Below are 24,685 nucleotides of genomic sequence, written 5' to 3' on the forward strand. Positions count from 1 at the left end.
GTCAACTTATAATCTAAGCACGCCCGGCGCACCACGACCTTCGGCGTAGGTGCGCAAGCCAAAAGGGGGCTGTCGGAACGCCCTATTTGAAGTTCTTGCGATAAAGCGCTGTCAGCTCCCCCACAATGCCACTACGAAAGCTCAACACGCACACCACGAAAATCGCGCCCAGAATCACGCTCACCCAATTTCCCATGGGCGATTGGGCGAGCAGGTGCTGGAGGCTTACGACGAGCCCGGCCCCCGCGATCGGCCCCAGGAGCGTGCCTACCCCACCCAGCAGCGTCATCAGGATCACCTCGCCGGACATGTGCCAGTGGGCATCGGTGAGCGAGGCGAGCTGAAACACGATGGTCTTGGTGGAACCGGCAAGCCCGGCCAGCGCCGCCGAGAGCACGAACGCCACGAGCTTGTAGGCATCGACGTTGTAGCCAAGCGAAATGGCCCGCGGTTCGTTCTCGCGGATCGCCTTGAGCACCTGGCCGAAGGGCGAGTGCACGGTGCGTTGAATGAGCGCAAAACCGAGCACGAAGATCGCGAAGACGACGTAGTACATCGACAGGTGATTTCTCAAACTGATGATGCCGAACAGCTCGCCGCGCGGCACGCCGTGCAGGCCATCCTCGCCGCCGGTGAACGGCGCCTGTATAAAGAAAAAGAACATCAGCTGGGCCAGCGCCAGGGTCACCATGGCGAAATAGATCCCCTGGCGGCGAATCGACAGCACCCCGAACAGAGCACCCAAGAGCGTCGCGCAGAGCGTACCTGCCAGAATGCCGAGCTCCGGGGTAAGACCCGGGTAGCTTGCCAGCAAATATCCGGTCACGTAGCCGCCGGTGGCCAGAAACGCCGCGTGGCCAAAGGACAAGAGCCCGGCGTAGCCCAGCAGCAGGTTGAAGGCACAGGCGAACAGCGCAAAACAGAGAATCTTCATCAGAAAGACCGGGTAGGCCAGAAACGGCGCCACCAACCCAAGTGCCAAAAGCGCTGCGTACAAAAGCGCTCGACGCTGGCCGGCCCGGCGTTTTCTTTTTGCGACCACCCTTGGCGCGCTTAGCGTTGTGGAGTCCGACATGGCTATGCCTCCTTTCCAAAAAGCCCGGCCGGGCGCAGCATGAGCACCAGGATCATCACCAGAAAGATCACGGTATTGGCGGCCTCCGGGTAGTACACCTTGGTCAGCCCTTCGATGACGCCCATGCCGAGCCCGGTGAGAATGGCGCCCAGAATCGAACCCATACCGCCGATCACCACCACCGCGAAGACCACGATCAGAAGGCTCGACCCCATGGTCGGCGACACCGGATACAGCGGTGCTGCGAGCACCCCGGCAAAGGCAGCAAGCCCTACGCCGAAGCCGTAGGTGAGCGTGATCAGTAGCGGCACGTTGACGCCGAAGGCCTGCATCAGCTGGGAGTTCTCGGTGCCCGCGCGCAGGTAGGCGCCAAGGCGCGTACGCTCGATCATGAACCAGGTAAAAAGGCACATGGCGAGCGCTGCCACCAGCACCCAGGCACGGTAGGTGGGCAGGAACATGAAGCCCAGGTTCAAGCCGCCCTGAAGAATTTCCGGTGTAGCGTAGCGCGCCCCGGAAACGCCGAAGAAGTTGATCAGCGTGCCCTCGAAGATCAGCGCCAAGCCAAAGGTCAGCAAAAGCCCGTACAGGTGATCCAGATGCGCGATGCGGCGCAGCAGAAAGCGCTCGATGAGCATGCTGAGCCCGCCCACCGTGAGCGGCACCAGCACGAGCGCCAGCCAGTAGTTGATGCCGAGATAGTTGAACGCCAGAAGTGCCGCGAAGGCGCCGAGCATGTACTGGGCGCCGTGGGCGAAGTTGACGATTTTCAACAGTCCGAAGATCACCGCCAGCCCCAGACTCAAGAGCGCGTAGAAAGCGCCGTTGACCAGCCCCAGCGTCAGCTGACCCATGAACACCGCCATGGGCACGCCGAATATCATCGTCATTGCGATCTCTCCTTCCCCCGGGGCGACGCGGTCGCCGCCCCGTGCCTGATCAGTTTTGCACCAGCTTGCACTGGCTTTCGGAGAGCGGGCGGTAGGCCTGTTCTGCGGGAATGGTGCTGAGGATCTCGTACAGGTCCCACTCGCCGGTGGACTCCTCGGGCGTTTTCACCTGGGCCAGGTACATGTCGTGCACCATGCGGCCGTCTTCGCGAATGCGCCCGTTGCGGGCGAAGAAGTCGTTGATCGGCTGTGACGCCATCTGCGCGCGAACCGCTTGGGCGTCATCGGTACCGGCGGCCTGAACGGCCTCGAGATAGTGCATGGTGCTCGAGTAGATGCCCGCTTGCACCATGGTCGGCATGCTGCCTACTTCATCGAAGTAGCGCTGGGCCCACTCGCGGGCCTGATCGTCCATGTCCCAGTACCAGCCGGTGGTGAGCAGCAGGTTCTGGGTAGCCTCGAGCCCCAGGGCGTGCACGTCGTTCAAGAAGATCAGAAGCCCCGCCAGCTGCTGGCCGGACTGGGTGAGGCCGAACTGGCTGGCGGTGGTGATGGCGTTGACCGTGTCCGCACCGGCGTTGGCCAGCCCCACGATCTTCGCCCCGGAGCCTTGGGCCTGAAGAATGTAGGAAGAGAAGTCGCTGGTCGGGAACGGGTGGCGCACGCTACCGACGACCTCGCCGCCGCTCTCCTCGACCACGCGGGTCACGTCGGCTTCCAGCGCATGGCCGAAAGCGTAGTCCGCGGTAAGCAGGAACCAGCTGTCGCCGCCCTGCTCGACCACCGCCCGGGCGGTGCCGTTGGCCAGCGGGTAGGTGTCGTAGACCCAGTGGATATGGTTGGGTGTGCAGTGCTCGTTGGTCACGCTCGAGGCCGCCGACCCGGAGACGATGCCCAGCCGGTCGTTCTCCTCGAGCACCTTGGTCACGGCGATGGTGACCGACGAGGCGACCAGCCCCGCGACCATGTCGACGTTACGCTGGTCGATCCACTCGCGCACGGTGTTGGCACCGACATCGGCGCTGTTGCGATCGTCGGCACTAAACAGCACGATCGGCGCGCCGTTGACGCTGCCGCCGAAGTCCGCTACCGCCATTTCAAGTGCAGTCAACCCGCCCGGCCCCGCCAGATCGCGGTAGGTGCCGGACATGTCGGCCAGATAGCCGATACGCACCTCGCCATCGCTGATCTCGGCCTGGGCCGATGTCGTGGCGGCGGCCGCCGCGAATGCGATACTCGTTACCAGCGCTTTTCTGGGCATTGTCATCTTCTGCGTCATCATCCACTCCCGGCCATGGGCCTTTGTTGTTGTCGTATTGAGGGTATTGCGGCCTTACCTGTCGTTGTTCTCGGTCGCCAAGCGTTACACGCCGAGCAGCGAATGGAGGTGCTGGCGCCTGCCGGCCAGCTCCAACGCACTGATTTCCTCGATGATCTCGCCGTGCTCCATGACGAAGTGACGATCCGCTAGCGGTGCGGCGAAGCGAAAGTTCTGCTCGACCAGCACGATGGTCATGCCGCTTGCCTTGAGCTTGACCAGCACCTCGCCGAGCTTCTGGACGATGACCGGCGCCAGCCCCTCGGTGATCTCGTCGAGCAGCAGGATGCGCGCACCGGTGCGCAGAATGCGCGCCATGGCCAGCATCTGCTGCTCGCCGCCGGACAGCCGGGTGCCCTGGCTCTTACGCCGCTCATGAAGATTGGGAAACATCGCGTAGATGGCATCCAGGCTCATGCCGCCGGAGCTGACCGTGGGCGGCAGCAGCAGGTTTTCGTGAACGTCGAGGCTTGCAAAGATCCCCCGCTCCTCCGGACAGTAGCCCACGCCCAGCCGCGGCACGTGGTGCGGCTTCATGCCGAGTGTCTCTTTACCGCCGATGACGATCGACCCGCTGCGCCGGCCCACCATGTTCATGATCGCCTTGAGCGTGGTGCTGCGCCCGGCGCCGTTGCGACCCAGGAGCGTAACGAGTTCGCCCTCCTTGACGTTCATGTTCACGCCGTGAAGGATGTGCGACTCACCGTAGAAGGCGTGGAGATCGGTAATCTTGAGAATGTCCCGCGCGCGAGTCGCGCTCGAGGCCTCGCTTGTTTGACGAGTGGCCTCGCCGCTTTCGCTGATCATGCGCTCGCCCTCTCGCTGGGGGCTTCGTCATCGCCGATTTCGCTGCCCATGTACGCCTCGCGCACCCGCGGGTCCTGCGACACGCTTTTATAGTCGCCTTCTGCCAGCACCGCGCCGCGCGCCAGCACCGTGATGCGATCGCAGAGCCGGCTGACCACACTCAGGTTGTGCTCCACCATCAGCACCGTACGCCCTTTCGCTACGCGCTTGATCAGCGCCACGATTCGGTCGACGTCCTCGGCACCCATACCCTGGGTGGGCTCGTCGAGCAGCATCACGTCCGGGTCCAGCGCCAAGGTGGTGGCAAGCTCCAGCGCCCGTTTGCGCCCGTAGGGCATCTCGACGGTTAGCGTATCGGCGTACTCGGCAAGCCCCACTTCCTCGAGCAGCTCGAGCGCACGCGCGTTGAGCGGCGAAAGCGTTCTTTCCGACTTCCAGAAGTGAAACGAGGTGCCCAAGGGGCGTTGCAGCGCCACCCGCACGTTCTCGAGCGCACTCATGTGGGCGAACACCGCCGAAATCTGAAACGAGCGCACCAGCCCCAGCCGGGCGATCTGGTTCGCCTTGAGTGGGGTGATCGGCTTGCCGCGATAGAGAATCTCGCCCCGGGTGGGCGGCAGGAATTTGGTGAGCAGGTTGAATACGGTGGTCTTGCCGGCGCCGTTGGGACCGATCAGCGCGTGGATATGGCCCTCCTGCACTTGCAGATCGACCCCATCCACCGCCGTGAAACCGCGAAAGGTCTTGGTAAGGTTCCGGGTTTCCAGTACGGGTGGCGAGGCACTTGCGTCAACGCTCATGAGGACAGTCCTTGATGATCGAGAATTATTGTTATTCGGTATCGAGCCTGCCCATCGCGATAGGCGGGGCTTTCGTGGGAAAAGGTGGCAAGCCCTGTTGTCGATATTCTGGGCCGCACCTTTACCTTCACGTAAGGTACAGATGCAACCTAGCAACACGCCACCGCCACTGACAATTACAACTTTGGTCCAAGCAAGTATCGATAATCCGCTAACGAAATTATAAGCTTAGCTTTTACAATTGGTTAACCCATAACCCTCTCATCAAGACTCAGAAAGACTTTCTTTACGTTAACGTAAACTTGTTTTAGCCTCAGGTCAGATGACCGTAACACCGCCACGAGACATGTCCCATGAGCAAGACCTACTCGATCAGCGAGCTGGCCACCGAATTCGACGTCACCACGCGCAGCATCCGTTTCTACGAGGACCAGGAGCTTCTGCGGCCCGCGCGTCGTGGCCAGACCCGCATCTACAGCAGCAAGGATCGCGTGCGCTTGAAGCTCACCCTGCGCGGCAAGCGTCTGGGCCTTTCGCTTGCCGAGATTCGCGAGCTGTTCGAGCTGTGGGACGAAACCCGCAGCGGCAGCGAGAAGCAGCTCCAGCTCATGCTGGCCAAGATCGGCGAGCGCCGGGCGGCGCTGGAGCAGCAGATGAAGGACATCACCATGGTGCAGCTCGAGCTCGAAAGCGCCGAGATCCGCTGCCGCCAGGCGCTCGAGGAGCTCAACCAAAAGCGAAGTGACGAACAGCGCCCCCGAGCGTCGGGCTGACCATCCCGCCCTCGGCAGCGTGGCACCTTCACGAACCAACAATTCCACAAGATTCAGGTGATCGACGATGCACTCTCTCTACACGGAACTCGATTTCGGCCTCGATGAGGACATGAACATGCTGCGTCGGGAGGTGAACGCCTTCGCCACCCGCGAGATCGCCCCCCGCGCCGCCGAAATCGACCGGCAGAACGAATTCCCCGCTGATCTGTGGCAGAAGTTCGGCGAATTGGGGCTTCTGGGCATCACGGTTTCCGAGGAGGACGGCGGCAGCGGCATGGGCTATCTCGCCCACTGCATCGCCATGGAGGAGATTTCGCGTGCCAGCGCCTCGGTGGCGCTCTCCTATGGAGCGCACTCCAATCTTTGCGTGAACCAGATCAAGCGTAACGCTTCGCCCGAGCAGAAAGCGAGGTACCTGCCGAAACTGATCAGCGGCGAGCACGTGGGGGCGCTGGCCATGTCCGAGCCCGGCGCGGGGTCGGACGTCGTTTCGATGAAGCTTCGCGCCGAGAAGCGCGGCGACAGGTACGTGCTCAACGGCAACAAGATGTGGATCACCAACGGTCCGGACGCCGACGTACTGGTGGTCTACGCCAAGACCGACCCAGCGGCGGGCTCCAAGGGCATCACTACCTTCTTGATCGAAAAGGGCATGCCGGGCTTCTCGACCGCGCAGAAGCTCGACAAGCTGGGCATGCGCGGCTCGAACACCTGCGAGCTGGTGTTTCAGGAGTGCGAAGTGCCCGAAGAGAACGTGCTTGGCGAGGTCGGCAAGGGCGTGCGCGTGCTGATGAGCGGGCTCGATTACGAACGCACGGTGCTCGCCGCCGGGCCGATCGGCATCATGCAGGCGGCAATGGACGTAGTGGTGCCCTACATCCACGAGCGCCAGCAGTTCGGCCAATCCATCGGCGAGTTCCAGCTCGTTCAGGGCAAGGTGGCGGACATGTACACCACGCTCAACGCCTGCCGGGCGTACCTCTACACCGTGGCCCGCGCTTGCGACCGCGACCAGACCTCACGCAAGGACGCCGCCGGGGTGATTCTCTACTGCGCCGAAAAGGCAACGCAGATGGCGCTCGACGCCATTCAGCTGCTCGGCGGCAATGGCTACATCAACGAGTACCCTACCGGGCGGCTTCTGCGCGATGCCAAGCTCTACGAGATCGGCGCCGGTACCAGCGAGATTCGCCGCATGCTGATCGGCCGCGAATTGTTCAACGAAAGCCGCTGAGGAGGCGCGATGAGCACACTGACCAGCCAGATCAACCCGCGCAGCGAACAGTTTCAAGCCAACGACGCCGCGCTCAGAGCCGAGGTCGCCGCACTCCATGAGCTGACTGACGCCGTCTCGCAAGGCGGAGGAGCGAGTGCCCGCGAGCGCCACGAAAACCGCGGCAAGTTGTTTGTGCGCGACCGTATCGATCACCTGATCGACGAGGGCGCGCCCTTTCTCGAGTTCTCGGCGCTAGCCGCCCACGGGGTGTACGAAAGCGACGTGCCTGCCGCCGGCGTGGTAACCGGCATCGGCCGGGTCAAGGGCGTGGAGTGCGTGATCGTCGCCAACGACGCCACGGTTAAGGGCGGCACCTACTTCCCGGTGACGGTGAAAAAACACCTGCGCGCTCAGGAGATCGCCCGCAAGCATCGCCTGCCGTGCCTCTATCTGGTCGACTCCGGCGGCGCCTTTCTGCCCCACCAGGACGAGGTCTTCCCGGATCGCGACCACTTCGGGCGCATTTTCTACAACCAGGCCACGATGTCCGCCGAGGGTATCCCGCAGATCGCCGTGGTGATGGGCTCCTGTACCGCCGGCGGCGCCTACGTGCCGGCCATGGCGGACGAGTCGATTATCGTGCGTGAACAGGGCACCATCTTTCTGGGCGGCCCGCCTTTGGTAAAGGCGGCCACCGGCGAGAGCATCAGCGCCGAAGCGCTGGGCGGCGCCGATGTACACGCCAAGGTGAGCGGCGTGGCGGATCACTACGCCGAAAACGACATGCACGCGCTCCAGCTAGCGCGTCATTGTGTGGCGCGGCTCAACTGGCAAAAGCGCGGCAAGCTTGCCATGCAGCCCCCCGCCCCGCCAACACTCGACCCCGCGGAGCTTTACGGCATCGTCGGCACGGATTTGAAAAAGCCGTTCGACGTGCGCGAGGTGATCGGGCGTATCGTCGATGGCTCCGAGTTCGATGAGTTCAAGCGCTACTACGGCGATACGCTCGTCACCGGTTTTGCCCATATTCACGGTCACCCGGTAGGGATCGTCGCCAACAACGGGGTGCTGTTCTCAGAAAGCGCGGTGAAAGGCGCGCACTTCATCGAGCTGTGTACGAAGCGTGGGGTGCCGCTGGTGTTTCTGCAGAACATCACCGGCTTCATGGTCGGTTCGAAATACGAGCATGAGGGCATCGCCAAGCACGGCGCCAAGCTCGTCACCGCCGTCGCCTGCGCCAAGGTGCCCAAGTTCACCGTGCTGATCGGCGGAAGCTTCGGCGCCGGCAACTACGGTATGTGCGGGCGCGCTTATGACCCGAATCTTCTGTTCATGTGGCCCAACGCGCGCATCTCGGTGATGGGCGGCGAGCAGGCCGCCGGCGTGCTTGCTCAGGTCAAGCGCGAGCAGAACGAACGCGAAGGCCGGCGGTGGTCGGCGGAAGACGAAGAGGCGTTCAAGAAGCCCACTCGCGAGCAGTACGAGCGCCAGGGCCACCCTTTTTATGCCAGCGCCAGGCTCTGGGACGACGGCGTGATCGACCCGCTGCAGACCCGCGACGTACTGGGGCTTTCTCTGGCCGCCGCCATGAACGCCGAGATCGAAGAGACGCGCTTCGGCGTGTTCAGGATGTGATGCCATGAGTCATTTTACGAGCCAGTCGATACTGACGATCAACAATGGGGTGGCACGTTTAAGCCTGAACCGCCCGGCAGTGCACAACGCCTTCGACGATCACCTGATCGCCGAGCTGACCGAGCACTTGCGGGGGCTGATCGAGCCCATCGAGCGCCAGGAGGTGCGGGTACTGGTGTTCGCCTCCGAGGGCAAAAGTTTCTCGGCGGGGGCGGATCTCAACTGGATGAAGCGCATGGTCGACTACGGCCATGAGGAGAACCTTGCGGATTCGCGCAAGCTTTCTGATCTGATGCACCGTCTCGATACCCTGCCCTGCCCCACGCTTTGTCGCGTTCAGGGCGCGGCCTTCGGCGGCGCGGTGGGTCTGGCCGCCTGCTGTGATGTGGTCGTGGCCTCGAGTAGCGCGAAATTCTGCCTATCGGAAGTCAGGATCGGACTGTCTCCAGCGGTCATCAGTCCTTACGTGCAGCGCGCCATCGGCACCCGGCAGATGCGCCGCTATGCGCTGAGCGCAGAGGTGATCGACGCCGACACGGCTCAGGCGCTTGGGCTCGTTCATCAGGTGGTCGAATCCGACGCACTGGACGAGGCGATCAAGGCGATGACTCAGACGCTTTTGAAGGGCTCGCCTCAAGCTCAGCGGGCAACCAAGGAACTGCTCGCCGAAGTGGGCCAATCGCCGGACTCCGACGCCACCCGCGAGCGCACCTGCCAGACCATTGCCACGCTTCGCGCAAGCGACGAGGGCCAGGAGGGACTTGCGAGCTTTTTCGACAAGCGTTTGCCTGTCTGGGCAGTGCAGGATGATACCGATCACGCCGGGGAGCGCTCATGAACGACACCACCCGCAAGTTCGATACGCTATTGATCGCCAACCGCGGCGAAATCGCCTGCCGAGTGATGCGCACCGCCCGACGTCTGGGCATCAAAACCGTCGCGGTCTACTCCGACGCTGACCAGAATGCGCGTCACGTGCGTGAGGCCGACGAAGCCGTGCGTCTGGGCCCGGCGCCGGCCCGCGAGAGCTACCTGAATATCGAGGCGGTGATCGAGGCAGCCAGGCGAAGCGGCAGCGGCGCTGTCCACCCGGGCTACGGCTTTCTCTCCGAGAATGGCCGCTTCGTCGAGGCGCTGGAGGCCGCGGGCATTACCTTCATCGGCCCACCGGCCTCGGCGATCGCCGCCATGGGCGACAAGGCCGCGGCCAAGTCGCGCATGGCAGAAGCGGGCGTGCCGCTGGTGCCGGGCTACCACGGCGACGATCAGAGCGACGGCGTGCTGCGCGAGCAGGCCAACCGCATCGGTTACCCGGTGATGCTCAAGGCCAGTGCCGGCGGCGGCGGCAAGGGCATGCGCATCGTCGAGCGCGAGGCGGATTTCCAGGCCGCGCTAGAGAGCTGCCGGCGCGAGTCCCGGGCCTCCTTCGGTGATGACCGCATGCTGATCGAGAAGTATCTGGTCAGGCCCCGCCACGTCGAAGTACAGGTGTTCTGCGACCGCTTTGGCGCAGGCGTCTATCTCTTCGAGCGCGACTGCAGCGTACAGCGCCGCCATCAGAAGGTGCTGGAAGAAGCCCCCGCGCCTCACATGACGGAAGAACTTCGCGCCGCCATGGGTGAGGCCGCCGTGCGTGCCGCGAAGGAGATCGGCTACGTCGGCGCCGGCACCGTCGAGTTCCTGCTAGATACCGACGGCGCCTTCTACTTCATGGAGATGAACACCCGCCTGCAGGTGGAGCACCCGGTCACCGAAATGGTCACCGGACTCGATCTGGTCGAATGGCAGCTCAAGGTGGCCATGAACGAGCCGTTGCCCTGCACGCAGGGCGAGCTCACCCTGAACGGCCACAGCTTCGAGGCGCGCCTCTACGCCGAGGACCCGGCGAACGAATTTCTACCCGCCACCGGCACCCTTACCCGCTTCGCGCTGGATCTCGATGGCGCAGGTCTCGTCGCCGAGAGGGTGCGTCTGGACAGCGGCGTGGAAGCAGGCGATGCGGTGTCGATGCACTACGACCCGATGCTCGCCAAGCTGATCACCCACGGCTCGGATCGTGACGCAGCGCTTGCCACGCTGAACCGGGCGCTGGCCGCGCTCGATGTGCAGGGCGTGGTGACTAACCGCGCCTTTCTTCAGCGTCTGGCCGGTCACCCGGCGTTCAAGGCCGCAAAGCTCGATACCGGCTTCATAGAGCGCCATCATGAGACGCTCTTTGCCGAGCCGGCGCCGCCTCTTGATGCCTACGCCCGCGCGGCGCTGGTGGCGCTCGAGACGCTGTCGAAAAATGTTGCCCAGGCAGCATCGCCCTGGGCGCGCGCCGACGGTTTTCGCCTCAACGCCCCGCACAGGGTGCGCATTGCGCTGGCTGATGAACGCGAGGGCAGCGAGGCGGTGGTGGTCGACGCCACCCGCCGCCTCGCTCAAACCGGCTGGACGCTGCGCGTTCACAACGCGTGCTTCGAAGGCTCGCTCGCCTCGCTCACCGGCGACGCGGTGGCCATCACCCTGGACGGCCACCGCCGCCGCTACCAGGCCCAGCTCGACGGCGATACCCTGGTGCTGGCCGAGCCCAAAGGCGAAACACGCCTTCGCTGGCAGCGTCTGGACGCGCTGAATCACGCCGGGCGCGAGGCCGAGGCGAGCTTTACCGCGCCCATGCACGGCACCGTGGTAGCGCTTCTGGTCGAGCCCGGCGCGCCGGTGGAAAAAGGCACGCCCCTGATGGTGATGGAGGCGATGAAGATGGAACACACGCTCAGCGCGCCCGTCGACGGCATCGTCGAGCAGTTTCGCTTCGCCGCCGGCGACAGCGTCGTCCAGGGCGACGTGCTGCTGGCGTTCACCCCCGCTGAACAGGAGGCTGCACCATGACACTGCCCCAACGCGTACGTCTGGTCGAAATGGCCCCGCGGGACGGGCTGCAGAACGAGCCCGGTGAGGTGGTGGCTACGGACATCAAGATCGAGCTGATCGAGCGCTTGGCCCGGGCGGGACTCACCCACATCGAGGCGACAAGCTTCGTCTCGCCCAAGTGGGTGCCGCAAATGGGTGACGCCCGAGAGGTGATGGCGGGCCTTCAGCGCGCGCCGAACGTGACCTACTCGGCGCTGACCCCGAACCTGAAAGGGCTCGAGAACGCGCTGGAAGCCCGGGTGAGCCAGGTCGCGGTGTTCGCCGCCGCTTCTGAAGCGTTCTCGAAAAAGAACATCAACTGCTCGATCGACGAGTCGCTTGCGCGCTTCGAGCCGATGATGGCCCGCGCCTTTGATGCCAAGGTGCGCGTGCGCGGCTACGTCTCCTGTGTGCTGGGCTGTCCTTACGAGGGCGAGATCACCCCGCGCCAGGTCGCCCGGGTGGCAAAAGCGTTATATGAGATGGGCTGTTTCGAGGTGTCGCTTGGCGACACCATCGGCGTGGGCACGCCACTGGCGGCCCGGCGGATGATCGACGAGGTTGCGCGCGTGGTGCCCGTCGAGCACCTGGCAGCGCACTTTCACGACACCTACGGCATGGCGATCGCCAACCTTTTTGCCGTGCTCGAACAGGGCGTGGCGGTAATCGATGCTTCGACCGGGGGTCTCGGCGGCTGCCCTTATGCCAAGGGGGCCTCCGGCAATGTGGCAATGGAGGACGTGCTCTACCTGCTCGAGGGACTGGGTATCGAGACCGGCGTGGACCTGGCCGCGGTGGTCGAGACCGGCGAGTGGATCAGTGGGAAACTTGGCCGCGAAAGCGCCTCCCGCGTCGCCAGGGCGATGAGCGCGCGCTGAATTATCAATACATCAACCTGTGAATCCGACAACAACAATCAGGAGAGACACCATGGTGCCGAAGATGCCCACGCTTCCCAGTTACACCAGCAGCGTCGCCGACAAGCCGCTGCTGGGCATGACCATCGGCGACAAGTTCGACCAGATCGCCGCCCAGTACCCGGATAACGATGCGCTGATCGTGCTGCATCAGAACGTGCACTGGAGCTATCGCCAGTTTCACGAGGAGGTCAATCGCTGCGCCCGGGCGCTACTGGCTTTGGGGGTTCAGCGCGGCGACCGAGTCGGCATCTGGGCACCCAACTGCAGCGAGTGGGCGCTGACCCAGTTTGCCACCGCCAAGATCGGCGCGATTCTGGTCAACATCAACCCGGCCTACCGCACCAGCGAGCTGGACTACGCGCTGAATCAGTCCGGCGCGCGCTTTCTGATCTGTGCCGACCGCTTCAAGAGCGCCGATTACCGCGCCATGCTCAATGAACTCGCCCCGGAGCTTCAACGCTGCGAGCCGGGCGAGCTTCGCTCGCAGCGTCTTTCAAAGCTCGAGTGCGTGGTGAATCTGAGCGATGAGCGCCACCCGGGCATGTGGCGCTGGCAGGACATGCTCGGTGAGGCGGACCGGGTCGAACAGAGCACGCTCGATACGCTTCAGGCCACACTTCAATTCGACGACCCGATCAACATCCAGTACACCTCCGGCACCACCGGCTTTCCCAAGGGCGCGACGCTTTCGCATCACAACATTCTCAACAACGGCTTCTTCGTCGCCGAGAGCATGGGGTTCACCTCAAGAGACCGGCTGGTGATTCCGGTGCCGCTTTACCACTGCTTCGGTATGGTGATGGGCAACCTGGGCTGCATGACCCATGGTGCTGCGATGATCTACCCCAGCGAAGGTTTCGATGCCGGTCAGGTGCTCAAGGCGGTGCACGAACAGCGCGCCACGGCGCTTTATGGCGTGCCCACCATGTTTCTCGCCGAGCTCGAACACGCGGAGTTCGCTGCAACTGACTTTTCAATGCTTCGCACCGGCATCATGGCGGGCTCGATCTGCCCGGCGGCGGTGATGAAGCAGGTGATCGAGAAGATGAACATGAAAGGCGTGCAGATCGCCTACGGCATGACCGAAACGAGCCCCGTCTCCGCCCAGACCGGCGCCGATGACAGCATCGATAAGCGCGTCTCCACCGTGGGCCGTACCCAGCCGCACCTGGAGAGCAAGATCATCGACCCGGGAAGCGGCGCCGTGCTGCCGCGGGGTGAGATCGGCGAGCTCTGCACCCGCGGCTACAGCGTGATGCTCAAGTACTGGAACAACGAGCAGGCAACGAGTGATGCCATCGACAGCGCCGGCTGGATGCACACCGGCGACCTTGCGACCATGGACGACGAGGGGTATCTGCAAATCGTCGGGCGCATCAAGGATATGGTGATTCGCGGCGGCGAGAACGTCTACCCCAAGGAGGTCGAGGAGTTTCTCTATACCCATCCGGCCGTGGCCGATGTGCAGGTGACCGGCGTGCCGGACGAGAAGTACGGCGAGGAGCTGATTGCCTGGGTGCGGCTCACCGCCGATGCGGGGGAAATCACCGGCGAAGACCTGCGCGCGTTCTGCAAGGACAAGATCACCCACTTCAAGATCCCGCGCTATTTCAAGTTCGTCGACGAATTCCCGATGACGGTGACCGGCAAGATCCAGAAGTTCAGAATGCGCGAGATTTCCACCGAAGAGCTGGGGCTCGATCGAGCAACGCTATCGTGAGCCTCTCGCGCGGGCTCGCCGATCACTACCACCAAGCGCTTCGCGACGAAGAGGTGCTCGCGCAGATCAAGCGCCACTATCCGGGCGGCGCCACCTCCTACCAGCTGGCCCCGCTCGATCAACTGCATATCGGCGGGCTCGCGGCGTCCAACCGGCTGTTCGATCACCTCGACCCTATCGAGCACCCGTATGTGCTGGATATCGGCGCGGGGCTTGGCGGGCTCGTGCGCCTGGGCGCCTCGCGGGGCTTCACGATGACGGGGCTGGATATCACTCATCGTTTCGGTGCACTGAGCGAGGGCATCAAACGCCTCTGTACGCCGCACCATGACTACGCAGTGGTCACCGGCGACGCCCGCCACCTGCCCTTTCGACGCCATAGCTTCGATGCGGTGATCTTCCAGCACAGCCTGATGAACATGCCGGAACCACGGGCCGTGCTCGAACAGGCGTACCGCGTACTGCGCCCCGGCGGCAAGCTGATACTGCACGAGCTGACCCGAGGCGATGGCGTGTCACTGCGCTACCCGGTTCCCTGGGCAACCTGCGCCGAGCACTCGCACCTGCTGTCGCTCGAGACGCTTTTAACACAGCTGAAGGTTTGTGGGTTCGATCAGTTGCAAGTGGAGAACCTGAGCGACGCGGCCCGCGCATGGCGTGCCCGCCAGCGCGATAAGGAGCGCGACGTATCGGCGCCGGTGCTGTCGCCCCACTGGGTATTCGGCGAGCGCTTCAAGGCAATGAGCGAGAACTTGCTCGAAAACTTGACCCGTCGCGCGATTGAAGTGGTCGAAATCCGCGGGCGTTGCTAATCTTGAGGGGGACTTGGCTTTTACAAAGGACATAACAATGCCAACACAGCGCTTGGCAAGCACCCTTCTCTGCGGCGTGCTCGGCAGCACGGTATCGTTTTGCAGCCTGGCCAATGATTCAATCTACCTGAGCACCGAGCTACCCACCTTGGCCTACACGACCCCGGAAAGCGAGATGATGGCGCTCGACAACGGCGTAGTGATCGAGGGCAGCAACCTCAACAGCGTGGATAGCTACACCTCCGGCTTTCGCCTCACCGCCGGCTTCACTCCCTGGCGCACCACTCAGTTCGATATCGGCGCCGAGATCGCCTATCGCGAAAGCGAGGAAGTCTTCACCTCTTCGAGCGTGACCCCGCTCATCCAGGACACCTTGAGCCTCGGTGGCGCGCTGGTCGCCGGACTCCGGATGGGCGCCTTCAGCGTCTATGCGAAGTCCGGCCTTACCGAGTGGCGTGGGCAGAGCGACACCACCGGCAGCGAAGGCGGCACCGCCATGCTGCAAGGTTTCGGCGCCACTGTGACCGTCAAGCGCCTGGTCAGCCGACTGGAGTACGAGCGCATCGACAACCCCATGCTCAGTCATTTGAATCAGCTGAACGCTTCGATTCATATGCCGTTCTAGCCTCTGGTTCCATCGCTTCCAACGGCGCGGTCCATAGCGGTACGTCCTCCTTCTGCGGCTCGCCCTCCTGCTCGTTCATGGCTTTGCTCAGCGCCTCTTCCAGACGCCTAAACAGCTCCCCGTAGCGGCGGCTGAAGCGCTGGCCGCCTTCGATCTCCTTCCAGGCTTCGAACAGCTCGGCGTCATGCAAATCTTCTTTCTGCACGAACGACCAGGCCAACTGCTTGGCGCGCAGCGGATGAGTGCCCAGCGCGGTGAGCGCGTGGCTGCCGAGCTCCAGCGCCGAGTGGTAGGTTTCGCTGACCACATCGTCCGCGCCGGCCTCGCGCAGGCGATAGCCATGGCCGCGATCGAAGGCCCGGGCCAGCACCCAGACGTTGGGGTGAAAGCGCTTGACGTGCTGCACCATCTGCACCGCACGCTCCAGATCGTCGATCGCCACCACCAGCAGCCGCGCCTTGTCGATACCGGCGCGGTCGAGTAGATCCGAGCGGCTGGCATCGCCGAAGAAGCTCTTGATGTTGATGCGCCGGGCGTTCTCGATCTGGCTGAGTTCGAGATCCAGCGCCACCAGCGGCACATCGTTGGCGCGCAGCAGCCGACAGACGATCTGACCGAAGCGCCCGGCACCGGCGACGATCACCGGCGACTGTTCGTCGAACTCGTCCGCCTCGCGGGTCTGCTTGTTCGCCCGGTAGCGCGGCAGTACCACTTTGTCGAAGACGATGAACAGAAGCGGCGTCACGAACATGGAGAAAGCGACCACCAGGCTCAAGAGCTCGCCGAGCTCCGCGCCAATCACGCTGTTCTGGCGGCTGTAGGTCAAGAGCACGAAACCGAACTCGCCAGCCTGCGCCAGACTGAGCGTCAGAAGCCAGCCGTTACTGCCGCGGATGCCAAAGGCGAAGGCGAGCGCGATCAGCACCGCCGCCTTGACGGCAATCACACCGAGTCCCAGCACTACGACTACCCACCACTCGCTGGCCAGCACGTCGAAATTGATGCCGGCTCCCACGGTCATGAAAAAAAGCCCCAGCAAGAGTCCCTTGAAGGGCTCGATATTGGCCTCGAGCTCGTGCTTGAACTCGCTGTTGGCAAGCACCACGCCTGCCAGAAAGGCGCCGAGCGCCGGCGACAGGTTGACCAGGCTCATCAGCGCGGCGATGCCGATCACCAGCATCAGGGCAGCGGCGGTGAACACCTCGCGTAGCCCCGAGCCCACCACGAAGCGAAACAGCCACGGCCCGAGAAAGTAGCCTGCACCGATCACAAGTCCGATGGCGCCGACCACCACCAGTGCGTGAGCCCAACCGGGCATGCTCGAGACCAGATCGACGTCGTGGCCCGATTGGCCCGCCCCCGCATCGATGCCGGAGATCGCCAGCAGCGGAATCAGCGCCAGAATGGGAATCACCGCCATGTCCTGGAACAATAAAATGGAAAAGGCACTGCGCCCGCCCTCGGTGCCGGTCAGGCCTTTCTCGTTCAGGGTCTGCAGCACGATGGCGGTAGACGAAAGCGCAAGAATCAGCCCTACCACGAGCGAGGTCTGCCAGGCCAAACCCAGAATCCAGCCGATCAGCCCGCCAGCGGCGGCACTGAGCGCCACCTGCAGCCCGCCCAGGCCCAGAAGGCGCACCCGCATCGCCCAGAGGCTCCTGGGGTCGAGCTCCATGCCCACCAGAAACAGCATCATCACCACGCCGAACTCGGCGAAGTGCTGGATGGTGTCGGTTTCGTGACCCACCAGCCCGAGGGTGGGACCGATCACCACGCCGGCGACCAGGTAACCCAGCACCGAACCGAGCCCGAAGCGCTTGGCGAGCGGTACGGCGATGACTGCTGCCAGCAGGTAGATGAAGGCCTGAATGAAGTAGTGAGTCATGGACGTCCTCGGGTCGCGTTTCGTCAGTGAGAGCAGGGTGATCGACGCCACTATTGACAGCGAATAGCAATAAATTATGTACTAGTACGCTAGTACAGTCCTGAAGAACAGTCCTGAAGAGGCGCACTGCGCATGGCGACACGAGCCCCCGAACCGACACGGGATGAGGAGTACAGAGAGGCGCTGGTACACTATCTGCTCGCGGTGGACTCGCCCGCCGGCATGGACAGCGCTTTGGATAGCCTGCTAACGCCCTCAGAGTATCAGGAAATCAGTAAACGGCTACAGATTTTCAAGCTTTTGAGCGAAGGCGTGGCGCAGCGCAAGATCGCCGAGACCCTGGGCGTGGGCATCGCCACGGTCTCTCGCGGCGCCCGTGCGTTCAACCCCCACTCGACCCACAAGGATCTCTCATGAGCGCCGGCCCCCAGCCTTTTACCCTGCCGCGCAAGCCTCACTACGTCACGCTTGCCGCCGACTGCGATTTCTTCGCGCTGTTCCAGAAGATCGAGCGCGCCTTCGACAACTGCTACATGCTGGAGTCGCTCGGTGAAGACAGCCACATGGCCCGCCACTCGATCATCGGCTTCGACCCGGAGTACCTGCTCTACGCCAACGGGCAGACCCTCTCCATCGAGCATCGCGATGGTGGCGCCGAGCATCACCAAAGCGCCAATCCCTACGAGCTTCTGCGATCCTTGATGCCCCAGAACATCATCTCGCGCAAGTACGCAGGCGGGCTTTCCGGCTATCTGGGTTACGACGCCATGCAGTACTTCGAGCCGTCGCTGTCGCTCAAGGCGAGCGACGACTTCGACACCTTCCGCTTCGGGCTCTACAAGGATGGGCTGATTCTCGACAAGATGACCGGCGAGGTCACCTATTTCTACTATGACCACAGCCGCTTCGAGTACCTGCAGGGGCTGATCGAATCACCCGAGCTCGCCCCCGGCGCGCTCAAGATCACCGCCCTCGGCGACACCATGACTCGCGAGCAGCACGCCCAGGCCGTGGCCAAGGTGAAACAGGATATCGTCGACGGCAAGGTGTTCCAGTGTGAGGTGGGCTTCAAGAAGCGCTTTCGCATCGAAGGCGATACCCTGGCGCTCTACGGGGAGCTGCGACGCATCAATCCCTCGCCGCAGATGTACTACGTGAAGTTCGGCGGACAGCGCCTGATCGGCGCAAGCCCGGAGCTTCTGTTTCGTCTGCGTCAGGGCGAGATGGAGACCTTTCCGCTCGCCGGCACCACCACCCGGGGCAAGACGCCTCAAGAAGACACCCGGCTTGCTCGGGCGCTTCTGAACGATCCGAAAGAGATCGCCGAACACAACATGATCGTCGATCTGCACCGCAACGACATCGGCCGGGTGGCGCGCTTCGGGACCGTCAAGGTGAGAAGCCTGATGGACATCAAGCGCTTCAGCCACGTGCAGCACATCTCCAGCGAAATCGTTGGCATCATCGACCAGAACGAGGACATGTTCACGGCACTCGCCAGCAACTTCCCCGCCGGCACGCTGACCGGCGCGCCCAAGATCGAGGCAATGAAGATCATCGACGCGCTTGAAACCGATGGGCGTGGGCCCTACGGCGGCGCGGTGGGCCAGTTCTCCTTCAACGGCGACTGCACCTTCGCGATTCCGATTCGTACCGTGTTCGTCAACGGCGAGAACGCCTACGTGCAGACCTGCGGCGGCAACGTGTTCGATTCCAACGCCGAGGACGAGTACGAGGAGATCCGCCGCAAGTTTGCCGGCACGCGCAAGGCGCTGGCCCCCTTCATGGATACGGAGCGCCCTGCATGAAAGTGCTGATCATCGACAACTACGACTCCTTCACCTACAACCTCTACCAGTTCATCGGCGAGATTCTGAGCGCCGAGCAACATCGCGGGGCGCTTTCGAACTTCGAGATTCTGGTCAAGCGCAACGACGAGCTTGCTTTCAACGAGATAGAGGCGCTCGCGGCGGACCGCATCATCATCTCGCCGGGGCCGGGCTCGCCGAGTGACCCGCGCTACTTCGGCGTCTGCGCCGAGGTGATCGAGAAGCTCGGCCCCACCACGCCGCTTCTGGGTGTTTGCCTGGGAATGCAGGGCATCGTTCACGTGTTCGGCGGCCAGGTGATCAAGGCGCCGCTGCCGATGCACGGCAAGATCAGCCCGATCAATCACGGCGGCGAATCAGTATTCAGGAACGTGCCGGACCAGCTCGAAGTGATGCGCTACCACTCACTGATCGCCGATGCGGCTTCACTTCCCGAATGTCTCGAGGTCACTGCCACGGTGGGCGGGCTGGCGGCTGCGAGCTTTGCCGAGCGCGAGCGCTGGCAGGCCGCCGGCGAGTTCGAGCTGATGGGCGTGAAGCACCGCGACTATCCGATCCATGGCATCCAGTTCCACCCGGAGTCCTTCGCCACCGAAGGTGGTCGCGAATTGATCAGTAACTTCCTGCTCGCCTGAGCAAGCCTCCCACCTGCGAAAAAGGCCGGACGCCCTGGGCATCCGGCCTTTCAAGATTGAGCTGAAGCCGCTCTAGCGCTTTGGTTCATCGCTACCTGGCATGAACGAAGGCGGGTCGCTGGCGGGAAAGGTCTCTTCCACCGACTCGTCGACCTGGCTCTCGGTCAAGGAAAGCTCCTCGGCGGAGTAGACCGCGTAGTGCTCGTTGAGCACCCACCCGTCATCGCCGGGGGCCAGGTGGTGGCGCTCGATCCAGACCCGGCTTTCGTCCGGGCGCTGCACCTCGACCTTGGTGGCGGCACTGGCGTCGATCACCCTGCCGAACAGCGTTCCATCCTGCGCGTGAATCAATGCATCCTGAAGTTCGGGCTTCGCCATCGATAGACCCTCCATCCGTTGGTGTCACGTTATGGACACCGCGCCAGGCCCTCGGGTTCAGCCACCACCGTCACCGCCGACTAGCGCTTGCCCCGCACACGGGGCGGCTTGCCGGAAGCGCCGCGCCCCTTGTTGGCGCCCTTGCCAGCAGGTTTACTCGCGCCCTTGCTGGCGGGTTTCCCAGAGCCCTTGCCGCCGGGCTTAGCAGCGCGTTTGCCTGCTGAGGCGGGCTTGCCCGCCCCTTTATCCTTGCCACCCGGGCCGGAAGCCCCGGCCCTGCCGCGCCCGGCCGGTTTGGCCTTGCTCACCGCGCCGCCTCTCCCCTTGGACACTGGCCCGGCGCGGCCGGTTGCACCGCGCGGCTTGGCCTTGGGTTTGGGCTTTTGCGCTGGCGGCGGCGCGCCGTCGGAGGTTTCAGTGAGCCGAACGATGGTGTCGATCTCTTTCGGCGTCAAATCGCGCCAGTCACCCAGCGCCAGCCCCTTGAGCGAGACGTTCATGATCCGCGTGCGCACAAGCTCCACCACCTCGAACCCGAAGTACTCGCACATGCGCCGAATCTGGCGGTTGAGCCCCTGCACCAAGGTGATGTTGAAGGCAAAGCGCGATACCCGCTCCACCTTGCACTTCTTCGTCACCTGACCCAGGATCGGCACCCCATTCTGCATGCCTTCGATGAAGTCGTCGGTCACCGGTTTGTCGACGGTGACGACGTACTCCTTCTCGTGCTGGTTGTTGGCGCGCAGGATCTTGTTGACCAGATCGCCGTTGTTGGTCAGAAAGATCAGCCCCTGGGAGTCCTTGTCCAGACGCCCGATGGGAAAGATGCGCACGCCGTGGCCGACGAAATCGACAATGTTGGCCTTTTCGTTCGACTCGGTGGTGCTGACGATGCCCACGGGCTTGTTGAGCGCGATCAGCACCAGGTCCTCTTCCTCCTGGGGCTCGATCTCCTGGCCGTTGACCTTGACCCGATCGCCGGGCACGACCTGGTCCCCGGTACTCGCGCGGCGCCCGTTGATCCAGACGTTGCCCTGCTCCACGAAGCGGTCCGCCTCGCGACGCGAGCAGAGTCCGCTTTCGCTGATGTACTTGTTGATCCGGGTCGATTTTCCAAAAGACATAGAGCGCTACTGGCCTGGGTGAAGAAGTTGACGTGAAAAAAACGGTTAAAACGAGGAGCCGGGCTCTGCAAGAAAGCGCCGCTCCTCGTCGCTCGAGGCCCGCCCGAGAATGACGTTACGGTGCGGGTAACGCCCGAAGCGGTCGATGATCACCTTGTGCCGGCGCTCGAAACCGAGGTTTCGCTCGAGTCCTGGCTGGTCGAAAAGTCGCTCGGCCTGAGCGTGGATAAGCGCTGATTCGCTGTGCATGTAGGGCATGTAGAGAAAGGCGCGCCGCTCGGGCGACAGCGCTCGATCCGCATTTGCCCGCACCGCTTCTTGCGCGAGCCCAAGGGCCAGCGGGTCCGCGGCGAAAGCCGCGGGCGTGTCACGGTAGATGTTGCGCGAGAATTGATCGAGCACGATGATCTCCGCCAGTCGGCCCTCGGGCGTTTCACGGAAATCGACGCACTCACAGGCGAACGCCCGGGCGTGCAGCGTGCCAAAGCGCTCCTCGATGACGCGGTCGAGCATCGGGTCTTTCTTGAACCACTGGGCGGGTGTGAGTTCGTCGAACCAGAACGCCAGCACCTTTTGCATCTCGTTCATCGCGCTCTCCTCGTCAACCAGTGTTCCTGAGCCCGGTGGCGATTCCCGCCATGGTGACCATCAGCGCCCGCGATAGATCGGCGCTGATCGCGCCGTCGGCGTCGCGGTTACGCTGCAGAAGTTCCGCCTGCAAGCCGTGCAGCGGGTCGATGTAGGGGTTACGAACATCGATCGCCTGACGAATCAGCGGCGTGTTCTCCAGAAGCGCCTGCTGCTCGAGGATGTCCAGCACCGCGACCTCGAGGCGCTCGTAGCGCTCGCGCAGCCTCTTGCCCAGCGCCTTGAGCGAAGGCTCGTCGACCAGCCGGTGCTCGTAGTAGGCGGCGATCGCCACATCCGCCTTGGCCAGCAGCATCTCGAGCATGTCGAGGTAGGTGCCGAAGAACGGCCACTGGCTGCGCATCTCCTGGAGTACCTCGCGCCCACCGGGCTGCTCGAGACGATTGGCGAAAGCCTCGCCGCTGCCGAGCCAGGCCGGCAGCATCAGTCGGATCTGGGTCCAGGCGAAGATCCAGGGAATGGCGCGTAGGGTTTCGACCCCGCCGTCCTGACGCCGTTTGGTCGGCCTCGAGCCGAGCGGTAGCCGACCCAGGGCGCCCTCCGGTGTCACCGCACGGAAGTAGGGTACGAAATCGGGGTTCTCGCGCACCACGCCAACGTAACCTGCGTGGGCGACGCGCGCCAGCGCGTCCATCTCCTCGCGCCACTGCGCCTCCGGTGCCGGCGGCGGCAGCAGCGTCGCCTCGAGCACCGCGCAGGTGTAGATCTCCATGGATCGCAGGGCAATGTCCGGCTGACCGAACTTGAAGCGGATCATCTCGCCCTGCTCGGTCACTCGCAGACTTCCGTTCACCGAGCCCGGCGGCTGGGAGAGAATCGCCGCGTGAGCCGGGCCGCCACCGCGACCGACGGTACCGCCGCGGCCGTGGAACAGGGTCAAGTCGACCCCATGACGCTTGCACACCTCGACCAGCGACTCCTGAGCGCGATACTGGGCCCAGGCGGCGGCGAGCTGGCCGGCATCCTTGGCGGAATCCGAGTAGCCGATCATCACCTCCTGGCGATCCTTGATCAGCGCGCGGTAGCCCGGTAGCTGCAACAGCTTGTCGATGGCGCTCGCAGCGTTATCCAGGTCGTTCAAGGTTTCGAACAGCGGTGCGATGGGCAGCGTCTGGCCGCCGATCTCTTTCATCAGCAGCGCCACGGTCAGAACGTCGGAGGGCTCGGCGGCCATCGAGATGATGTAGGTGCCGAGCGCTTCGGCGTGTTCGCTGGCGACGACCTTGAAGGTGTCGATCACCTCGCGGGACTCCGCCGAACACTCCCAGCGCCGAGGGATCAACGGGCGGTGGGAGGTGAGTTCCTCGAGCAGGAAGTCTTGCCGGGTCGCCTCATCCCACTGATCGTAATGGCCGATCCCGAGGGCACTGGTGAGCTCTTCCATCAGCTGCGTATGGCGGCTGGCTTCCTGGCGCAGGTCGAGCTTGGTGAGCGTGACGCCGAACACCGCCACCCGGCGCAGGGTATCGAGCAGCGCGCCGTTGGCGATGGTATCGAGGCCGACGTCGCACAGCGAACGGTAGCAGGCCAGAAGCGGCGCGAAGAGCTGGTCGCGGGTCTCGATGATCGGCCCGCCATCGAAGTTGCGTCCGTCGAGTTCGGCCTTGGCCCAGTCGCGGGTCGCCTCCACTTTGGCGAGCAAACGCTTCAAGAGCTCGCGGTAGGGTTCGGCCACGTCGCCCACTTCCGCCTTGAGGGCACTGTTCGCCTTCCACATGGAAAGCTCGGTCTTGAGCTGCTCGAGATCGCGAAGGTAAAGATCCGCCGCCATCCAGCGCCCGAGCAGCAGCACCTCGCGAGTCACCCGCGCGGTGACGTTGGGGTTGCCGTCACGATCGCCGCCCATCCAGGAGGCGTAGCGGATCGGTGCGGCGTCCAGCGGCAGGCGCTCGCCGGCGGTATCGAGCAGCAAATTGTCGAGATCGCGATGGAAGTCCGGCACGGCCTGCCACAGCGAGTTCTCGATCACCGCAAATCCCCACTTGGCCTCGTCGACCGGGGTCGGGCGCTCGTGGCGAATCTCGTCGGTATGCCAGGCCTGGCTGATCAGCTCGTTCAGGCGTCCGTGGGCGCGCTCGGCGCGCTCGGGATACTCCTCGGAGCCTTCGATGGCGGTGAGACACTCGTCGATGGCGTCGTACTTCTGGATCAGCGTACGCCGGATGACTTCCGTCGGGTGAGCGGTGAGGACCAGCTCCACGCGCATGGTGGAGAGCGTCTCGACCAGCGAGCGCGGCGAGTTGCCGGCCTGACGGGCGCGCTCGAGCAGCTCGCCGAGGACGGGCTGAGTGCCCGGCTTGTAGTCCTCGACGCGGCGAAAGCGCGCCCGGTAGTGCTGCTCGGCGATATTGGCCAGATTCAGGAACTGGTTAAAGGCGCGGGTGACCGGCAGCAGATCGCTTTCCGGCAGTTTGCGCAGGTATTCGATCAGCTCGCGCTGCTGCAGCGTGTCGCCCTGGCGCCCGCGTTTGGCGTGGGCACGAATGGTTTCGATCTTGTCGACGAACCCCTGGCCAAGGTCGTCGGCAATGGTGCGCCCCAGGCTATCGCCCAGAATACGTACGTTGTCGCGCAGTGACTCGTGTAGATCGTGACTCATTGATCTGGCCTCCTTGCAGACTGTCTGCCTGTCGTGTCGCGTTTTATTACTCTTGTTTCTGGCGCCTTTACCGCAGGGCTCGGCCAGCGTCAGCATGG

The 24,685-nt window shown here is 63.6% G+C and carries 22 protein-coding genes; 12 read left to right on the forward strand and 10 right to left on the reverse strand.

Annotated features, from left to right (window positions below; translation table 11 throughout):
- Positions 1 to 82: 82 nt before the first annotated feature.
- The 5 genes from GEV37_RS13225 to GEV37_RS13245 all read right to left on the reverse strand — a co-directional run bounded on the left by GEV37_RS13225 (position 83) and on the right by GEV37_RS13245 (position 4,890).
- The gene (locus GEV37_RS13225) at positions 83 to 1,075 is read right to left on the reverse strand and encodes a branched-chain amino acid ABC transporter permease (RefSeq protein ID WP_227390726.1); all 993 of its coding nucleotides are present in this window, start codon (positions 1,073 to 1,075) and stop codon (positions 83 to 85) included.
- Between the two features lie 2 nt (positions 1,076 to 1,077).
- Positions 1,078 to 1,965, reverse strand: a complete 888-nt coding sequence (locus GEV37_RS13230) for a branched-chain amino acid ABC transporter permease (protein WP_227390727.1) — start codon at positions 1,963 to 1,965, stop codon at positions 1,078 to 1,080.
- A 49-nt stretch (positions 1,966 to 2,014) separates the two neighbouring features.
- On the reverse strand, positions 2,015 to 3,244 hold the full coding sequence (locus GEV37_RS13235; RefSeq protein ID WP_386110500.1) for an ABC transporter substrate-binding protein: 1,230 nt from the start codon (positions 3,242 to 3,244) through the stop codon (positions 2,015 to 2,017).
- An 84-nt stretch (positions 3,245 to 3,328) separates the two neighbouring features.
- Complete coding sequence (locus GEV37_RS13240; protein WP_227390728.1) at positions 3,329 to 4,090, reverse strand: ABC transporter ATP-binding protein; 762 nt, start codon at positions 4,088 to 4,090, stop codon at positions 3,329 to 3,331.
- Positions 4,087 to 4,890: an ABC transporter ATP-binding protein gene (locus GEV37_RS13245; RefSeq protein WP_227390729.1), complete on the reverse strand. Its 804-nt coding sequence runs from the start codon at positions 4,888 to 4,890 to the stop codon at positions 4,087 to 4,089. The genes GEV37_RS13240 and GEV37_RS13245 overlap by 4 nt, the downstream gene beginning before the upstream one ends.
- A gap of 353 nt (positions 4,891 to 5,243) precedes the next feature.
- Here GEV37_RS13245 and GEV37_RS13250 point away from each other — a divergent pair, with 353 nt between their 5' ends.
- The 9 genes from GEV37_RS13250 to GEV37_RS13290 all read left to right on the forward strand — a co-directional run bounded on the left by GEV37_RS13250 (position 5,244) and on the right by GEV37_RS13290 (position 15,489).
- Entirely contained in the window at positions 5,244 to 5,663 is a 420-nt protein-coding gene (locus tag GEV37_RS13250) for a MerR family transcriptional regulator (protein WP_227390730.1), read from the forward strand.
- A gap of 67 nt (positions 5,664 to 5,730) precedes the next feature.
- On the forward strand, positions 5,731 to 6,900 hold the full coding sequence (locus GEV37_RS13255; RefSeq protein ID WP_227390731.1) for an isovaleryl-CoA dehydrogenase: 1,170 nt from the start codon (positions 5,731 to 5,733) through the stop codon (positions 6,898 to 6,900).
- A 9-nt stretch (positions 6,901 to 6,909) separates the two neighbouring features.
- On the forward strand, positions 6,910 to 8,517 hold the full coding sequence (locus tag GEV37_RS13260) for a carboxyl transferase domain-containing protein (RefSeq protein WP_227390732.1): 1,608 nt from the start codon (positions 6,910 to 6,912) through the stop codon (positions 8,515 to 8,517).
- A 4-nt stretch (positions 8,518 to 8,521) separates the two neighbouring features.
- Positions 8,522 to 9,355, forward strand: a complete 834-nt coding sequence (locus tag GEV37_RS13265; protein WP_227390733.1) for an enoyl-CoA hydratase/isomerase family protein — start codon at positions 8,522 to 8,524, stop codon at positions 9,353 to 9,355.
- Positions 9,352 to 11,391, forward strand: coding sequence for an acetyl/propionyl/methylcrotonyl-CoA carboxylase subunit alpha (locus GEV37_RS13270; protein ID WP_227390734.1), 2,040 nt, complete (start codon positions 9,352 to 9,354; stop codon positions 11,389 to 11,391). Before GEV37_RS13265 ends, GEV37_RS13270 begins: the two co-directional genes overlap by 4 nt.
- A complete protein-coding gene (locus tag GEV37_RS13275) occupies positions 11,388 to 12,290 on the forward strand; it encodes a hydroxymethylglutaryl-CoA lyase (RefSeq protein WP_227390735.1) in 903 nt (300 codons plus the stop codon). Before GEV37_RS13270 ends, GEV37_RS13275 begins: the two co-directional genes overlap by 4 nt.
- 52 nt (positions 12,291 to 12,342) lie before the next feature.
- Positions 12,343 to 14,052: an AMP-binding protein gene (locus GEV37_RS13280; RefSeq protein ID WP_227390736.1), complete on the forward strand. Its 1,710-nt coding sequence runs from the start codon at positions 12,343 to 12,345 to the stop codon at positions 14,050 to 14,052.
- The gene (locus tag GEV37_RS13285; RefSeq protein ID WP_227390737.1) at positions 14,049 to 14,864 is read left to right on the forward strand and encodes a class I SAM-dependent methyltransferase; all 816 of its coding nucleotides are present in this window, start codon (positions 14,049 to 14,051) and stop codon (positions 14,862 to 14,864) included. The genes GEV37_RS13280 and GEV37_RS13285 overlap by 4 nt, the downstream gene beginning before the upstream one ends.
- 37 nt (positions 14,865 to 14,901) lie before the next feature.
- Positions 14,902 to 15,489 (forward strand): hypothetical protein, encoded by a 588-nt coding sequence (locus GEV37_RS13290; RefSeq protein ID WP_227390738.1) that lies wholly within the window; start codon positions 14,902 to 14,904, stop codon positions 15,487 to 15,489.
- Here the strand turns inward: GEV37_RS13290 and GEV37_RS13295 are convergent.
- Positions 15,443 to 17,374, reverse strand: a complete 1,932-nt coding sequence (locus GEV37_RS13295) for a monovalent cation:proton antiporter-2 (CPA2) family protein (RefSeq protein WP_227390739.1) — start codon at positions 17,372 to 17,374, stop codon at positions 15,443 to 15,445. The genes GEV37_RS13290 and GEV37_RS13295 overlap by 47 nt on opposite strands.
- A 132-nt stretch (positions 17,375 to 17,506) precedes the next feature.
- On the opposite strand from GEV37_RS13295, the gene GEV37_RS13300 reads away from it, so the two are divergent.
- From GEV37_RS13300 to GEV37_RS13310, 3 genes are read left to right on the forward strand one after another with little or no spacing between them, the layout of a single operon-like run.
- Complete coding sequence (locus tag GEV37_RS13300) at positions 17,507 to 17,791, forward strand: Trp family transcriptional regulator (protein ID WP_227390740.1); 285 nt, start codon at positions 17,507 to 17,509, stop codon at positions 17,789 to 17,791.
- Complete coding sequence (locus GEV37_RS13305) at positions 17,788 to 19,182, forward strand: anthranilate synthase component I family protein (protein WP_227390741.1); 1,395 nt, start codon at positions 17,788 to 17,790, stop codon at positions 19,180 to 19,182. Before GEV37_RS13300 ends, GEV37_RS13305 begins: the two co-directional genes overlap by 4 nt.
- Complete coding sequence (locus GEV37_RS13310) at positions 19,179 to 19,838, forward strand: anthranilate synthase component II (RefSeq protein ID WP_227390742.1); 660 nt, start codon at positions 19,179 to 19,181, stop codon at positions 19,836 to 19,838. Before GEV37_RS13305 ends, GEV37_RS13310 begins: the two co-directional genes overlap by 4 nt.
- Positions 19,839 to 19,910: 72 nt before the next feature.
- Here GEV37_RS13310 and GEV37_RS13315 read toward each other — a convergent pair whose 3' ends face one another.
- The 4 genes from GEV37_RS13315 to ppc all read right to left on the reverse strand — a co-directional run bounded on the left by GEV37_RS13315 (position 19,911) and on the right by ppc (position 24,587).
- Entirely contained in the window at positions 19,911 to 20,216 is a 306-nt protein-coding gene (locus GEV37_RS13315) for a hypothetical protein (protein ID WP_227390743.1), read from the reverse strand.
- An 80-nt stretch (positions 20,217 to 20,296) separates the two neighbouring features.
- Complete coding sequence (rluF, locus tag GEV37_RS13320) at positions 20,297 to 21,340, reverse strand: 23S rRNA pseudouridine(2604) synthase RluF (RefSeq protein ID WP_227390744.1); 1,044 nt, start codon at positions 21,338 to 21,340, stop codon at positions 20,297 to 20,299.
- A 45-nt stretch (positions 21,341 to 21,385) separates the two neighbouring features.
- Positions 21,386 to 21,928 carry a DUF924 family protein gene (locus GEV37_RS13325; RefSeq protein WP_227390745.1) on the reverse strand — a complete coding sequence of 181 codons (543 nt, stop codon included), beginning with the start codon at positions 21,926 to 21,928 and terminating at the stop codon, positions 21,386 to 21,388.
- Positions 21,929 to 21,941: 13 nt separating this feature from the next.
- Positions 21,942 to 24,587, reverse strand: a complete 2,646-nt coding sequence (ppc, locus tag GEV37_RS13330) for a phosphoenolpyruvate carboxylase (protein ID WP_227390746.1) — start codon at positions 24,585 to 24,587, stop codon at positions 21,942 to 21,944.
- Positions 24,588 to 24,685 lie beyond the last annotated feature (98 nt).

The organism is Vreelandella malpeensis (genome assembly GCF_020622355.1).
Lineage (GTDB): Bacteria > Pseudomonadota > Gammaproteobacteria > Pseudomonadales > Halomonadaceae > Vreelandella > Vreelandella malpeensis.

Excerpts from the sequence above, each read along its gene's own strand:
- GEV37_RS13225 (WP_227390726.1), bottom strand. The coding sequence starts at position 1,075 with ATGTCGGACTCCACAACGCTAAGCGCGCCAAGGGTGGTCGCAAAAAGA.
- GEV37_RS13230 (WP_227390727.1), bottom strand. The coding sequence starts at position 1,965 with ATGACGATGATATTCGGCGTGCCCATGGCGGTGTTCATGGGTCAGCTG.
- GEV37_RS13235 (WP_386110500.1), bottom strand. The coding sequence starts at position 3,244 with ATGACGCAGAAGATGACAATGCCCAGAAAAGCGCTGGTAACGAGTATC.
- GEV37_RS13240 (WP_227390728.1), bottom strand. The coding sequence starts at position 4,090 with ATGATCAGCGAAAGCGGCGAGGCCACTCGTCAAACAAGCGAGGCCTCG.
- GEV37_RS13245 (WP_227390729.1), bottom strand. The coding sequence starts at position 4,890 with ATGAGCGTTGACGCAAGTGCCTCGCCACCCGTACTGGAAACCCGGAAC.
- GEV37_RS13250 (WP_227390730.1), top strand. The coding sequence starts at position 5,244 with ATGAGCAAGACCTACTCGATCAGCGAGCTGGCCACCGAATTCGACGTC.
- GEV37_RS13255 (WP_227390731.1), top strand. The coding sequence starts at position 5,731 with ATGCACTCTCTCTACACGGAACTCGATTTCGGCCTCGATGAGGACATG.
- GEV37_RS13260 (WP_227390732.1), top strand. The coding sequence starts at position 6,910 with ATGAGCACACTGACCAGCCAGATCAACCCGCGCAGCGAACAGTTTCAA.
- GEV37_RS13265 (WP_227390733.1), top strand. The coding sequence starts at position 8,522 with ATGAGTCATTTTACGAGCCAGTCGATACTGACGATCAACAATGGGGTG.
- GEV37_RS13270 (WP_227390734.1), top strand. The coding sequence starts at position 9,352 with ATGAACGACACCACCCGCAAGTTCGATACGCTATTGATCGCCAACCGC.
- GEV37_RS13275 (WP_227390735.1), top strand. The coding sequence starts at position 11,388 with ATGACACTGCCCCAACGCGTACGTCTGGTCGAAATGGCCCCGCGGGAC.
- GEV37_RS13280 (WP_227390736.1), top strand. The coding sequence starts at position 12,343 with ATGGTGCCGAAGATGCCCACGCTTCCCAGTTACACCAGCAGCGTCGCC.
- GEV37_RS13290 (WP_227390738.1), top strand. The coding sequence starts at position 14,902 with ATGCCAACACAGCGCTTGGCAAGCACCCTTCTCTGCGGCGTGCTCGGC.
- GEV37_RS13295 (WP_227390739.1), bottom strand. The coding sequence starts at position 17,374 with ATGACTCACTACTTCATTCAGGCCTTCATCTACCTGCTGGCAGCAGTC.
- GEV37_RS13300 (WP_227390740.1), top strand. The coding sequence starts at position 17,507 with ATGGCGACACGAGCCCCCGAACCGACACGGGATGAGGAGTACAGAGAG.
- GEV37_RS13305 (WP_227390741.1), top strand. The coding sequence starts at position 17,788 with ATGAGCGCCGGCCCCCAGCCTTTTACCCTGCCGCGCAAGCCTCACTAC.
- GEV37_RS13310 (WP_227390742.1), top strand. The coding sequence starts at position 19,179 with ATGAAAGTGCTGATCATCGACAACTACGACTCCTTCACCTACAACCTC.
- GEV37_RS13315 (WP_227390743.1), bottom strand. The coding sequence starts at position 20,216 with ATGGCGAAGCCCGAACTTCAGGATGCATTGATTCACGCGCAGGATGGA.
- rluF (WP_227390744.1), bottom strand. The coding sequence starts at position 21,340 with ATGTCTTTTGGAAAATCGACCCGGATCAACAAGTACATCAGCGAAAGC.
- GEV37_RS13325 (WP_227390745.1), bottom strand. The coding sequence starts at position 21,928 with ATGAACGAGATGCAAAAGGTGCTGGCGTTCTGGTTCGACGAACTCACA.
- ppc (WP_227390746.1), bottom strand. The coding sequence starts at position 24,587 with ATGAGTCACGATCTACACGAGTCACTGCGCGACAACGTACGTATTCTG.